This window comes from Microbacterium hominis (assembly GCF_013282805.1).
GTDB lineage: Bacteria > Actinomycetota > Actinomycetes > Actinomycetales > Microbacteriaceae > Microbacterium > Microbacterium hominis_B.
The window spans coordinates 673,941-686,976 of record NZ_CP054038.1 but is presented as its reverse complement, the minus strand read 5'-3'; the positions used below and the strand labels follow the sequence as shown (position 1 = coordinate 686,976).

Annotated in this window: 8 protein-coding genes and 1 pseudogene; 4 read left to right on the top strand and 5 right to left on the bottom strand. The window is 72.5% G+C overall.

What is annotated here, in order from left to right; all coding sequences use genetic code 11:
* Window positions 1-294: 294 nt before the first annotated feature.
* Window positions 295-2,940, top strand: coding sequence for a DUF4062 domain-containing protein (locus HQM25_RS02970; RefSeq protein ID WP_172988898.1), 2,646 nt, complete (start codon window positions 295-297; stop codon window positions 2,938-2,940).
* A 28-nt stretch (window positions 2,941-2,968) separates the two neighbouring features.
* Here HQM25_RS02970 and HQM25_RS02965 read toward each other — a convergent pair.
* Window positions 2,969-4,692 (bottom strand): annotated as a pseudogene (locus HQM25_RS02965) (5-oxoprolinase/urea amidolyase family protein).
* Between the two features lie 29 nt (window positions 4,693-4,721).
* On the bottom strand, window positions 4,722-5,477 hold the full coding sequence (locus HQM25_RS02960) for a 5-oxoprolinase subunit PxpA (RefSeq protein ID WP_172988897.1): 756 nt from the start codon (window positions 5,475-5,477) through the stop codon (window positions 4,722-4,724).
* 237 nt (window positions 5,478-5,714) lie between these two features.
* Between HQM25_RS02960 and HQM25_RS02955 the strand changes: the two genes are divergently transcribed.
* Window positions 5,715-7,469 carry a dipeptide ABC transporter ATP-binding protein gene (locus tag HQM25_RS02955; protein ID WP_172988896.1) on the top strand — a complete coding sequence of 585 codons (1,755 nt, stop codon included), beginning with the start codon at window positions 5,715-5,717 and terminating at the stop codon, window positions 7,467-7,469.
* Window positions 7,470-7,539: 70 nt separating this feature from the next.
* On the opposite strand, the gene HQM25_RS02950 is transcribed toward HQM25_RS02955, so the two are convergent.
* The 3 genes from HQM25_RS02950 to HQM25_RS02940 form a co-directional block, all read right to left on the bottom strand.
* Window positions 7,540-8,436: an ABC transporter permease gene (locus tag HQM25_RS02950; RefSeq protein WP_172988895.1), complete on the bottom strand. Its 897-nt coding sequence runs from the start codon at window positions 8,434-8,436 to the stop codon at window positions 7,540-7,542.
* A gap of 67 nt (window positions 8,437-8,503) precedes the next feature.
* Entirely contained in the window at window positions 8,504-9,508 is a 1,005-nt protein-coding gene (locus HQM25_RS02945; RefSeq protein ID WP_172988894.1) for an ABC transporter permease, read from the bottom strand.
* 91 nt (window positions 9,509-9,599) lie between these two features.
* Window positions 9,600-11,267, bottom strand: coding sequence for an ABC transporter substrate-binding protein (locus HQM25_RS02940; RefSeq protein ID WP_172988893.1), 1,668 nt, complete (start codon window positions 11,265-11,267; stop codon window positions 9,600-9,602).
* Window positions 11,268-11,507: 240 nt separating this feature from the next.
* On the opposite strand from HQM25_RS02940, the gene HQM25_RS02935 reads away from it, so the two are divergent.
* On the top strand, window positions 11,508-12,371 hold the full coding sequence (locus HQM25_RS02935) for a spermidine synthase (RefSeq protein WP_172988892.1): 864 nt from the start codon (window positions 11,508-11,510) through the stop codon (window positions 12,369-12,371).
* A gap of 114 nt (window positions 12,372-12,485) precedes the next feature.
* The gene (locus HQM25_RS02930) at window positions 12,486-13,013 is read left to right on the top strand and encodes a hypothetical protein (protein ID WP_172988891.1); all 528 of its coding nucleotides are present in this window, start codon (window positions 12,486-12,488) and stop codon (window positions 13,011-13,013) included.
* Window positions 13,014-13,036: the final 23 nt, after the last annotated feature.

The following is a 13,036-nucleotide window of genomic DNA, read 5'->3' as shown; positions in this document are numbered from 1 at the left end:
GCTCGTTTCCTTGTCGTCAGGTAGAGTGCTCAGTCATCCCCGAAGCCCGCGCACCACACCTCGCAGATCGCACGAGGGGGCGCAGGCACAGCCGACCACCATATGAGGGCAGGGGGAATCCAAGAGCGCAACCACCTACTATACGCCTCGCGGCGCGCCGTGTCCAGTCGGATTCTTGACGAAGGTGTCCCGCTGCGGTATAACCGCGATTTCGCCGGGCGAACGCCCGGGATTTCGCGGATTTCCCGGGCTCGGTGTATTCACACGCCGGGGCCGACGGGCCATGATGTGGTCATGACTGGGGTCTCAGGACCCGTGATCCGCACGCCCGACCAGCGGATCCGGGTGTTCGTGAGCTCGACCCTGCGCGAGCTCGCCGACGAGCGACTGGCCGTGCGCGCCGCGGTGGAGCGGCTGCGCCTCGCGCCTGTCATGTTCGAACTGGGCGCGCGCCCGCATCCGCCCCGCGCCCTCTACCGCTCGTATCTGTCGCAGAGCGACGTGTTCGTGGGGATCTACGGCGCCAGCTACGGCTGGGTCGCCCCCGACGAGGACGTCTCCGGCCTGGAGGACGAGTACAACCTCGCCCCGCGCGACATGCCCAAGCTCATCTACATCAAGGCGGTCGACACGCGCGACGAGCGGCTCGAGGAGCTCATCTCGCGCATCCGCGACGACGACACCGCCGCGTACCTCCCCTTCCACGATCCCGCCCAGCTCGAGGAGCAGGTGGTCGGCGATCTGGCGACCCTGCTGGCCGAGCGGTTCGACGAGTCCCGCATCCCCCCGGCACCCGACGCGGCGCAGGCGGACGAGCCGGACGCGCTCTCCCCCGCCTCGCGCCTGCCGGCCCCGTACACGACGACCATCGGGCGGGATGCCGACATCGCGGCCATCCGCGAGATCCTCGCCGCCCACACCGACCGCATCGTGAGCCTCATCGGCCCCGGCGGCATCGGCAAGAGCCGACTGGCCATCGAGGTCGCCCGCGCGGCATCCGACCTGTTCCCCGACGAGGTGTACTTCGTCCCCTTGGAGGGCGTGCTGGAGTCGGGGCTGCTGCTGCCCACGATCGCGTACTACCTCGGCATCCGCGACAACGGCGAGGCGCCGCTGGAGGAGCGCATCTCGCGCGCGCTCGAGGGGCGGCGCGTGCTGATCGTGCTCGACAACTTCGAGCAGATCGTGGATGCCGCGCCGATCCTCGTGCGCCTCTACACCAGCTCGCCCACCGTGAGCTTCCTGGTCACCAGCCGGGTCGTGCTGCACGTGCGCGGCGAGCGCGTCTACGAGGTGCGCCCGCTGAGCACCCCGATCGAGACGCTTCCGGCGAGCCTGGATCCCGCCGTGCGCTCCGGCGCGGTGGCGCTGTTCGTCGACCGCGCCCGGGCGTTCAAGCCCGACTTCGACGTGACCGCCGACAACGCGCAGGACCTCGCCGACATCTGCCGGCGACTGGAGGGGCTGCCGCTGGGGATCGAGCTGGCCGCCGCGAAGGTGCGGGTGCTGTCCCCGCGCGGGATCGCCGAGCGGCTGCAGCAGAGTCTGCCCCTGCTCACCGCCGCGGCGCGCGACCTGCCCGAGCGGCATCGCACGATGCGCGCCACGATCGAGTGGAGCGTGGAGCTGCTGCCCGACGACCAGCGCGACCTGCTCGAGTCGCTGGGCGTGTTCGCCACCCGGTTCTCGCTCGAGGCCGTCGAGGCGATCGGCGCCGGCCGCCCCTGGCACGACGATGCGATGGAGTCGCTCGCGGCGCTCATCGACGCGTCGCTGGTGACCCAGACGGTCGTCGAGGGCCGCGCGGTGTTCTCCCTGCTCGCGACGGTGCGCGAGTACGCGCTCGGGCGCCTCAAAGAGCGCGGGGATGCCGCGGCGGTGCGCACCGCGCACGCCGACTACTACGTGGACTTCGTGCGATCGGTCGCCCCGGGCCTCGGCGGCCGCGGCCAGGTCGATGCGGTGTTCCAGCTCGGGCTGGAGCTGCCGAACCTGCGCGCCGCGGTGCGGCACCTCGTGTACACCGACCGCCTCGACGACGCGGGGGCGTTCGCGTGGTCGCTGCTGATCTACTGGTGGATCTCGGGCTTCTTCGCGGAGGTGCGGCTGTGGATGCTGGAGCTGCTGGAGAAGCAGCACGAGCACCCGATCACCGCCCACACGCGGGCCGTCGCGTGGTTCTTCACGCTGTGGGGCGAGATGTGGCAGCGGCCGAGCGAACAGGTCGTGGCGGGCCTGGGCGAATGCGTGCGCCTGTTCGCCGAAGCGGGCGATGCGGATGCCTCCGCCATGGCGCTCGCGGCACGGGCGACCGCGCGCGTGCAGTTCGCCGGCGCCGACGTGCAGAAGGCACAGGACGAGCTCGACGAGGCCGTGCAGGAGCTGCGTGCGCATGGCAACGGCTGGGCCGAGGCGATCACGGAGGTCTCCCTCGGACGCCTCGCGTGGGTGCGCGGCGACACCGACACCGCGCTGGCCCACCTCGATCGCGCCAGCGACGTCGCCTCCGCCGGCGGCGACCTGTTCACCACCTCGGTGGCCGGCAACCTCCGTGCACGGCTGAACTTCCTGCGCGGCGAGATCACCCGCGCCGAGCCGGAGTTCATCCAGACCCTGGTGCTCTCGGTGCGGCTGCACTTCGACGAGGGCGTGGCCTACGGGCTCGAGGGGGTGTGCGCCGTGGCCGCGGCCCGGGGCGACGCGTGGCGGGCCGCGGCGCTGGCGACGGCGGCGGCCCGCATCCGCCACCGCATCGGCGTGTTCGACGTCGAGGCGTTCACCGTGCACACTCCGCACCTGGAGATCCTGCGCGGTCGCGACCCCGCCAACGTCGCGGCGGGCGAGGCCGCCGGTGCGCAGCTGAGCGTGGCCGAGGCGGTCGCCATGGCCCTCCCCGAGGCCGAGCACGCCGGGGTCGCCGCGGCGCTGCGCCGGTGGTGATCGCCGGGCGCGATGGGGATGCCGCGGCTCAGCCCGACTGCCGGGCGTGGCGGAAGCGCACGCGCGTGCCGGGCCGGACCTGCGCGAGGGCGTCGAGGGCGGCATCGGTGGCCACCGCGATCACGGGATAGCCGCCGGTCACGGGGCCGTCTGCCAGCAGCACGACCGGACGGCCGTGCGGCGGCACCTGCAGGGCGCCGGGCGACATGCCCTCGCTGGGCAGCTCCCCGCCTCGGGAGCGGTCGAGCACCGGCCCGTCGAGGCGGATGCCGACGCGGTCGGCGTCGCGGGTCACCGTCCACTCGGCGTCGAAGAGCGCACGACGGGCGAGCGGGGTGAACCAGTCCTCGCGCGGGCCCGGGAGCAGCTCGACCTCGAGCAGGTCGTCGAGCGGCGCACTCCACGGCGCGATGTCGAGCGCCGGGATGGGTCCGGTGATGTCGCCCGCGAGGGCGACCCGGTCGCCGGCCGCGAGCGCGGGCGGCCCGAGGCGCGCGAGGCGGTCGGCGGAGCGCGAGCCGAGCGCCGTCGGCGCGTCGAAGCCCCCGCGCACGGCGAGGTAGGCCCGCGCGCCGTGGGCGAACCAGTCGAGGTGCAACTCCTCCCCCGCGGGCCACCGCGTGGCCGTGTAGGGGTCGATCTCGCGGCCCGCCAGCCGCACCGCGCCCCACGCGCCGGTCACCGCGCACCACAGGTCGGCTTCCGCGACCGCGCGCAGGCCCCCATGGTCACCTCGATGGCGGCGGCGTCGGGGGCGTTGCCGAGCAGCCGGTTCGCCGCCGCGTGGGCGCCGCGGTCGAGCGCGCCCGAGGGGGCGACGCCGAGCGCCGCGCGACCCGGGCGGCCGCGGTCCTGCAGGGTCGCCAGGAGCCCGGACTCGACGATCCGGATGCCGCCGGCATCGGCATCCACGACCTGGATCTCGACGGCATCGACTCCCGTGCCCTCGCCGCCGGCATCCACTCCCTCGCCCTTGCCGAGATCCACTCCCGTAGCCTCGCCGGCATCCTCTCGCGCAGCTTTGCCGCCGGCATCCACTCCCTCGCCCTTGCCGAGATCAGGTGATCCGCCGGAGACAGGCTGCTTCCCCGCCGCGTGGCCTGTTCTCGGCGGATCACCTGATTCCGGCAACGCCCCGACGACGGCGCGCGCCCGCTCGGGCACGTACCGCACGCGCGCACCCGGGGCCAGCAGCGCCGGGTCGTCGGCGGCGGGGTCGAACAGCACCGCGTCGGTCGTGCCGATGAGCCGCCACCCGCCCGGCGTGTCGCGCGGGTACGCGCCGCTGAAGACGCCCGCCAGCCCCACCGACCCCGCGGGAACGCGCGTGCGCGGCTCATCCAGGCGCGGCACGTCGAACGGCCAGTCCTCGCTCACGAGGTAGCCGAATCCGGGCGCGAATCCGGTGAAGGCGACCGTCCACGCGGCGCGGCGGTGGCGGTTCACGAGTTCGTCGGCGTCGACCCCCAGCATCCGCGCCGTCTCGACGAGATCGGCGCCGTCGTAGACGACCGGGATCTCGACGGCCCGCGTCGACGAGGGCGGAAGGGATGCCTCGCCCGACCCGGCCGCGAGGATCCACGCCCGCGCCGCCGCCGGCGCGCAGCGGGCCGGGTCGATGCGCACGAGCACGGTGCGCGCCGCCGGCACGAGCTCCTCGACCCCGTGCGGGGGCGCGGCGGCCAGGCGCCGGTGCAGCGCCAGGGCGGCCTCCAGCGCGTCGACCTCGACCAGCAGAGCGCGCGGCCCCATCGGCAGCACGCGCACCCTCGCGGAACCGGTCACCACGGCGAGCGCACCTCGACCGCCGCCGCGTCGAGCGCGGCGCGCACCGCCCGGGCCATCGCGACGGCGGCGGGGGAATCGCCGTGGACGCACAGCGACGCGGCATCCACCTCCACCTCGGAGCCGTCGACGGCCGTCACCGTCCCGGCGCGCACGAGCCGCACCGCGCGCGCGGCGACGGCGTCGGGGTCGTCCAGGAGCGCACCCGGTCGCGAGCGCGGCACGAGCGTGCCGTCGGGAAGGTATCCGCGATCGAGGAACGCCTCGCGCACGAACGGCAGCCCCCGGTCGCCGGCCGCCGCCGCGATCGCGCCGCCCAGGCCCAGCACCGGCAGCGGCCTGCCCAGCCGCGACGCGAGGGACGCGATCGCGTCGGCGACCGCGTCGGCCTGCGCGGCGTCGTGCACGATGCGGTTGTACAGCGCCCCGTGGGGCTTGACGTAGCGCACGTCGGCACCGGCGGCGATGAGGCTCTGGAGCTGCACCTCGAGCATCGCCCGCAGCGACGCCGGTGGCAGATCGCGGGCGATGCGCCCGAAGTTGGCCGGATCGGCGTACGACGGATGCGCCCCCACGGACACGCCGAACCGCCGCGCGCGCTCCGCGGCCGCGCGCATCGAGGCGGCGTCGCCGGCGTGGCCGCCGCACGCGATGCTGGCGCTCGAGATCACCGCGAACATCGCCTCGTCGTCGGCAGTCGGCACGCCGCCCACCGTCTCGCCGAGGTCGGCGTTCAGGTCGATCGTGGCCATCCGCCCACGGTACCGCCGCCCGCCGCCCGCCGCCCGCCGGCCGCCGGCCCGCCCGGCCGCGTGTGCAGAACTCCGGAAATCCGGGCCGGTTCCCCCGTTCTGGGGCCGTGCGGCCGCCCACGCGGCGGTTCTTCCGGAGTTCTGCACGTGCGGGCGCCGCCACCGCCGGGCGTTACGACTGGGTAAAGGCTGCCCGGGGCGGGTGCGCCCCGGGCGGGCGGGAGGCAGGATGGGGGGATGCCACGCACCACCGATCGCCCCGTCGCCGGCTCGCCGCTGCTGCAGGTGCGGGATGTCGCCGTCGAGTTCCGCACCGTCGGGGGATCCGTGAAGGCGGTCGAGGGCGTGGACCTCGACCTCGCCGCCGGGGAGACGCTCGCCATCGTGGGCGAGTCGGGCTCGGGCAAGTCGACCACGGCGATGGCCGTCATCGGCCTGCTGCCCGGCAATGGCCGGGTGACGCGCGGCAGCATCACCTTCGAGGGCCAGAACCTGGTGGGCGCTCCGGAGTCGCTCATGCGCACGGTGCGCGGCGGCTCCATCGGCCTCGTGCCGCAGGATCCGATGTCGAACCTCAACCCGGTCGCGAAGATCGGCACGCAGGTCGCCGAGACGCTGCTGGCCCACGGCCTGGCCACCAAGAAGGACGTCGACCGCCGCGTGGTCGAGACGCTCGCGGCGGCGGGCCTTCCGAACGCCGCGGAACGCGCGAAGCAGTATCCGCACGAGTTCTCCGGCGGCATGCGCCAGCGCGCCCTGATCGCGATCGGCCTGGCCTGCAACCCGCGCCTGCTCATCGCCGACGAGCCCACCAGCGCCCTCGACGTCACCGTGCAGAAGACGATCCTCGACCAGCTCGGGCGCATGACCGGCGAGCTCGGCACGGCGGTGATGCTCATCACCCACGACCTGGGCCTGGCCGCCGAGCGGGCCGAGCGCGTGGTGGTCATGCACCGGGGCCTCATCGTCGAACAGGGTCCCGCCCAGCAGATCCTCGAGGACCCGCAGCACGCGTACACCCGGTCGCTCGTGAACGCGGCGCCGTCGGTGTCGGCCGCGCGCCTGCGGCCCGAGGTTTTCCGCACGGCCTCGCCCGGCATCCCCTCGCCCGACATCACCCCGCGAGAGGGCGCGCCCGCGTCGGTCGCGGAGAGCGCTCCGGAGAGCGCTTCGGAGAGCGCACCGGCGCCCGCCGCGGAGCCGGTCGACAACATCGTCGAGGTCGAAGGGCTCACCAAGGTCTACAAGGTGCGCGGCAGCAAGGAGGACTTCGCCGCCGCCAAGGACGTCTCCTTCGCCATCCCGCGCGGGGAGACCGTCGCGATCGTGGGCGAATCGGGATCGGGCAAGACCACGACCGCACGCATGATGCTGAAGGTCGTCGAACCCACGGCCGGCACGATCCGCTTCGACGGGCAGGACGTCGCGGCGCTCAAGGGCCGCGCCCTGCGCGACTTCCGCCAGCGGGTGCAGCCGATCTTCCAGGACCCGTACTCGTCGCTGAACCCCATGTTCACGATCGAGCGGATCATCTCGGAGCCCCTCGACTTCTACAAGCGCGGGAACGCGAAGCAGCGCGCCGCGCGCGTGCGACAGCTCCTCGACGATGTGGCCCTGCCCCAGACCATGCTGCGCCGCTACCCGTCGGAGCTCTCCGGCGGCCAGCGCCAGCGCGTCGCGATCGCCCGCGCGCTCGCGCTCTCCCCCGACCTCATCGTGTGCGACGAGCCCGTGTCAGCCCTCGACGTGCTCGTGCAGGACCAGGTGCTGACGCTGCTCGGCGACCTGCAGCGCGAGTACGGCCTGAGCTACCTCTTCATCTCCCACGACCTGGCCGTCGTGCGCCTCATCAGCGACTACGTGTGCGTCATGAAGGACGGGATGCTGGTGGAAGCGGCCTCCAGCGAGGAGATCTTCACCAACCCGCGCGACCCCTACACCCGGCGACTGCTGGCGTCGATCCCCGGCAACGAGCTCGACATCGCCGTCTGACCGGCGGGTCGCCGCACCGACGTCGCCCCGACCGCGGGCATCGCCCCGCGCCCCGCCCGTCTCCCGTGCGTCAGCGGGCGCGGGTGCGGGGGTCCATCGCCTCGCGCAGCGCCTCCCCGAACAGGGTGAACCCGAGCGCCGTGAGGGTGATGCACAGACCCGGGAGGAAGGCCAGCCAGGGGGCGATCGCGAGCTCCGCCTGCGCGTACGTGAGCATGCGGCCCCACTCGGCGGTCTCGGGGCGTCCGCCGCCGAGGCCGAGGAACGACAGCGCGGCCGCATCGATCACGGCGGTGGCGAGGGTCAGGGTGCCCTGCACGATCACCGGTCCGATCGAGTTCGGCAGCACGTGGCTCATCGTGATGGTGCCGCGGCCGAGCCCCAGCGTCTGCGCCGAGAGCACGTAGTCGGCCGACCGCTGCTGCAGCATCGACGCGCGCAGGAGGCGCGCGAAGATCGGCACCTGCGAGGCTCCGATGGCGATCATGACCGCGAGTTCGCTCTGGCCGAGCAGGGCGGCGATCGAGACGGCCAGGAGGAGGTTCGGCACGGACAGGAGGATGTCGACGAAGCGCATCACGACGTTGTCGACCCAGCCGCCGAAGGTGCCCGCGAGAAGCCCCAGCAGCATGCCGCCGACGAGGCCGAACGCGGTGGAGACGACGCCGACCAGCAGTGACGCTCGGGCGCCCCAGATGAGCTTGGAGAGCACGTCGCCGCCGAAGCGGTCGAGACCCAGGGGGAATTCGGGGATCTCGCCCGGCCCCGGGATGTTCGTGGGGGTGATGAACCGGGCGCCCGGCAGCGCGTTCTCCGGATACGGCGCGAGCCACGGGGCGAACACCGCCACGAGCACGAACACGAACACGATCGCCGCGCCGATCCACGCCGACGGGTTGCGGACCAGGCGCTGGAACGTGTCGTGCCAGAAGCCGCCGCGGGTGCCGCGGGTGGAGGCGGCGAGCATCGCCTTGTCGACGATCGCCGTGTCGTCGACCGGACCGCCCTCGGGGCGGGAGGAAGGACGCTGGTCATCACTGCACCCGCACTCTCGGATCGATGACGCTGTAGGAGACGTCGACGAACAGGTTGATGAACGCGTAGATGATCGCGATGAAGATGATGAAGCCCTGCAGCACCGGGAAGTCGCGGCGGAAGATGGCCTCGGCCATGAACGAGCCGACGCCCGGGTACGCGAACACCGTCTCGGTGAGCACCGCCCCGGCGATCAGCAGACCCGTCTGCAACCCGATCGTGGTGATGACCGGGAGCATCGCGTTGCGGAGGATGAACCGGCTGCGGATCACGCCGGTGGACACGCCCTTCGCGCGTCCGGTGCGCACGTAGTCGGCGTTCTGCACCTCGAGCACCGAGGCCCGCGTGATGCGCACGATGATCGCGAGCGGGATGGTCCCCAGGGCGATGCCCGGCAGGATCAGGTGGAGGAAGGCGTCCCACGCCGCATCGAACTCGCCGGTGAGGATGCCGTCGAGCACGTAGAAGCCGGTGGGATGGGTCGCGTCGATGCGCGGATCCTGGCGGCCGTCGGAGGGCAGCCAGCCCAGTTCGACGGCGAAGATGTACTTCAGGATGAACGCGAGGAAGAACACCGGGATCGTGATGCCGATGAGGCTGAGGGCGACCGCCGAGTGGTCGGCGAAGCGGCCGTGGCGGCGGGCGGCCCAGTAGCCGAGCGGGATGCCGATGCCGACGGCGAACACGAGGGCGAACATCGACAGCTCGATGGTGGCGGGAAGGCGGCGCAGGAACTCGTCGAGCACCTCGCGGCCGGTCGTGATCGACGACCCGAAGTCGCCGATCGCCAGGCGCCCGAGCCACGTGAAGTACTGCTCCAGCACGGGCCGGTTGAAGCCGTAGAGCTCGTTGATCCTCTCCACCGCCTCGGGCGTGGCCTTCTCGCCGAGGAGGGCCACGGCGGGGCCGCCGGGCAGGGCGCGCACCCACAGGAACAGGAGGATGCTCAGCCCGAGCAGGGTGGGGATGAGGAGAAGGACTCTCCGGCCGATCGTGCGCAGCACGCGGTGACTCCGAGGGTGTTCGAGGCGGAGAGGCGACGCGGGGCGAGGGAGATGCCTCGCCCCGCGTCGCCGGGGACGTGAACGGCCGAGACTACTCGGTCAGCACGATCTCCGAGAACACCTCGTCGTTGACGGGGCTGGCCGGGTAGCTCTCCACGCGCTCGGCGAACGCGAGGGTCGGCGCCGGGTGGGCGATCGGCACACCGGGGATGAACTCGGCGACCATCTCGTTGATCTCCTCGTACGCCGCGGTCTGCTCCTCGAGGTTCGAGATGCCGCGCGCCTCGGAGAGGGCGGCGAACAGCTCGGGGTTGTCGAAGCCCCACTCCGACGACTGCGCGCCGAAGAACACGCCGACGAAGTTGTCGGTGTCGTTGTAGTCGCCGGTCCAGCCGAGCAGGTGGATGCCGTGGTCGGCGGTTCCGGTGATGCGCTCGAGGTAGTCCGGGTTCCAGGCGTTCGGGGCGGGCTCGGTGACGACGCCGACCTCGGAGAGCTGGGTCGAGAGCACGGTGTAGATCTGCTCGGGGTCCGGCATGTAGGGGCGGGAGACGTCGACCGGGTAGTTGAACTGCAGCGTCAGCGGGTTCGACTCGTCGAAGCCGGCCTCGGCCAGCAGCTCCATGGCCCGCTCGGGGTCGTACTCGTACGTGGTGACGTCGGGGTTCCAGCCGTTGACCACGTCGGGCATGAACTGCGTCGCCTTCTCGGTGCCCTCCGGGAGCACCTGGGCGATGAGCGCGTCCTTGTCGATCGCGTACGAGAGGGCCTCGCGCACGGTCGGGTCGGCGAGCTCGGGCACCGCCTGGTTGAAGGCGAGGTAGAGGATCGTGAAGGGCGGACGCGACACCATCGTGTAGCCGTCCTCCTCCAGGGCCGCCGCGTCGGCGGGGCCGACGAGGTCGTAGCCGTCGATCGAGCCGGACTCCAGCGCCTGGCGGCGCGCGGTCGGGTCGCCGATCGGGCGGAAGATGATCTCGTCGATCTGACCGGGGTCGCCCCAGTAGTCCTCGAACGCGGTGAGGGTGAGCTCCTCACCCGGCGACCAGGACTCGAACATGTACGGGCCCGTGCCGGAGGGGTGCGCCATCGCGTACTCCGACAGCGTCGGCGCCTCGGCGGTGCCGCCCACCTCGTCGGCGGCGTACTCCTCGAGCGCGGTCGGGCTCTGCATCGAGAACGCCGGCAGCGACAGGGCCGGGATGAACCCCGCGAACGGCTGGGCGAGCTGGATCGTGACCTCGGTGTCGCTGTCCGCCGAGCAGGACTCGTAGACGGCGGTGTCGGGGGTGTCGGCGTAGCCGCGGAAGAGCTTGTTGTAGTAGTAGCCGAGGCTCTCGCTGGCGGCCAGGCCCGTCCAGTTGTACCAGCGGTCGAAGTTGACGCAGACCGCCTCGGCGTCGAAGGGCGTGCCGTCGTGGAAGACCACGCCCTCCTTCAGCTGGAAGGTGTGGGTCATGCCGTCTTCCGACGAGTCCCACGACTCGGCCAGCAGCGGCGCCGGGTCGGCGGTGCCGGGCTCGGTGCCGACGAGGCCCTCGAAGATCTGGCGCGAGACGCGGAACGTCTCGCCGTCCTGCGCGAACGCGGGGTCGAGGCTGGCGGGGTCCGACGAGGACCCGAAGACGAACGTGCCGTCGACGTCGCCGTCGGCGGCGTCGTCCGAACCGCGCTCGCTGGCGCAGGCGGTGAGCGCCATCGCGCCGATGGCCACGGCGGCCACGCCGGTGGCCCATCGCCGTGCGGATGTGTGGAGCATGCTGTGCACCTTCCATGTGGGATGCCGGACCCGGCCGGCATCGGCCGGTCCCGCTCGGGGGACTGATGGGTTGACGCTACCGGGGGGCGGGCGACCGGAGGATTACACCTTTGTCTCGATCGTGTTTCAGCGACGCCGGAGGTCGCGAAACGGTCGAAATGCTCACTGTGCACGCGCCACGTTATGCAGATCGCGCGATGTCGCGGCATCCATCTCGGCGAACCGACTAGCGTGGAGACCATGGCGCGCGCACACCGAGAGCCCGGCGGACCCGAGGCCCGACTCTCCGACGGATCGATCGCGCGCATCGCGCCCTCGTCGTTCGCGGGCGGCTGGGAGCTCGACGTCGCAGGCACGCCGCAGTCCCACGTGGACCTGGACGATCCGACCCACCTGCATTTCGAGTACGTGGCGAGGATGGGCGCCGTGATCGACCAACTCCGTCTTCCGCGACAGCCCCTCACCGCCGTGCACCTGGGGGCCGGGGCGATGACCATCCCCCGCTACGTCGAGGCGACGCGGCCGGGATCGCGCCAGCAGGTCGTGGAGATCGAGCAGGCGCTCGTCGACCTCGTGCGGGAGAACCTCCCCCTTCCGCGCGGCGCGTCGATCCGCACCCGCATCGGCGACGCGCGCGAGGTGCTGGGGCGGCTGCCCGCGGGGCTCAGGGGAACGGTCGACCTGCTCGTCTCGGACGTCTACTCCGGCGCGCAGACCCCCGCGCACCTGACCACCGTGGAGTTCTACACGGCGTGCGCGCGCCTGCTCGCCCCCGAGGGCGTGCTGCTGGTCAACGTCGCCGACGGCGCGGGCCTCGCCTTCGCGCGACGCCAGGTCGCCACGGTGCGGGCCGTGCTCGAGCACGTCATCGTGCTCGCCGAGGTGCAGACGCTCAAGGGCCGTCGCTTCGGCAACCTCGTGATCGCGGCCTCCTCCGCGCCGCTGCCGACGACGTGGCTGCCGCGCCTCATGGCGGCGGGGCCGCACCCGGCGAAGGTGGCGCAGGGGGCAGAGCTCGACGACTTCGCACGCGGAGCGCGGGTGGCCACGGACGCCGACGCGACGGCATCCCCCAAGCCCGCGGCATCGGTCTTCGAGCGCTGAGGCGGACCGGGGCCGACTTCGCACGCGACACCCGGCGCGGCATGCCGACACCTTCCGAGGGGCCGGGGCACACTGGAGGGGCGAGCCGTCGGGGCGCGGGCGAAGGGAGTCACGGTGAGCTATATCCACGGGTACGATCCCGACACCCTTCGAGAGATCGTCGAGCCACGCGAGTGCGAGCACCGCCTCGACGAGATCGGCGAGCAGCGGAGCCTTCCGGCGCTGCTGGAGCGGGTGTGGCTGCTCAAGGTGCTCGACCGCCTCGACGAGGCGCTCGTGCTCTCGGACCAGTCCGTGCGGGTGGCCCGGATGGCCGGCACCCGCAAGGATCTGCTGCGCGCGCGCATCCTGCACGCCTCGGTGCTGCAGTTCCGCGGCGCGTACGCCGCCGCCGAGCAGGAGCTGTCGACCTGCGCCGACGAGGCGGAGGGGCAGGGCTGGGCGAGCATCGCCGCCTTCGCCTACCAGCACCGCGGCAAGACCTCGTACGAGGCCGGCGACTTCGACGCGGCGCGCGCCGACTTCAAGCGCGCGCTGTTCCTGCGCCAGGAGTCCGGCGCGACCGACGACCAGCTCGAATCGACGCTGATGGCGGTGGATGCCGCCGACCGCCGCCGCGCGTCGGCCAGCGTCGCCAGCTGAATGTCGTAGGTTTGTTCTACTTT

Coding starts and splice junctions, on each gene's coding strand:
- HQM25_RS02970 (WP_172988898.1), top strand. CDS start 295: ATGACTGGGGTCTCAGGACCCGTGATCCGCACGCCCGACCAGCGGATC.
- HQM25_RS02960 (WP_172988897.1), bottom strand. CDS start 5,477: ATGGCCACGATCGACCTGAACGCCGACCTCGGCGAGACGGTGGGCGGC.
- HQM25_RS02955 (WP_172988896.1), top strand. CDS start 5,715: ATGCCACGCACCACCGATCGCCCCGTCGCCGGCTCGCCGCTGCTGCAG.
- HQM25_RS02950 (WP_172988895.1), bottom strand. CDS start 8,436: ATGCTCGCCGCCTCCACCCGCGGCACCCGCGGCGGCTTCTGGCACGAC.
- HQM25_RS02940 (WP_172988893.1), bottom strand. CDS start 11,267: ATGCTCCACACATCCGCACGGCGATGGGCCACCGGCGTGGCCGCCGTG.
- HQM25_RS02935 (WP_172988892.1), top strand. CDS start 11,508: ATGGCGCGCGCACACCGAGAGCCCGGCGGACCCGAGGCCCGACTCTCC.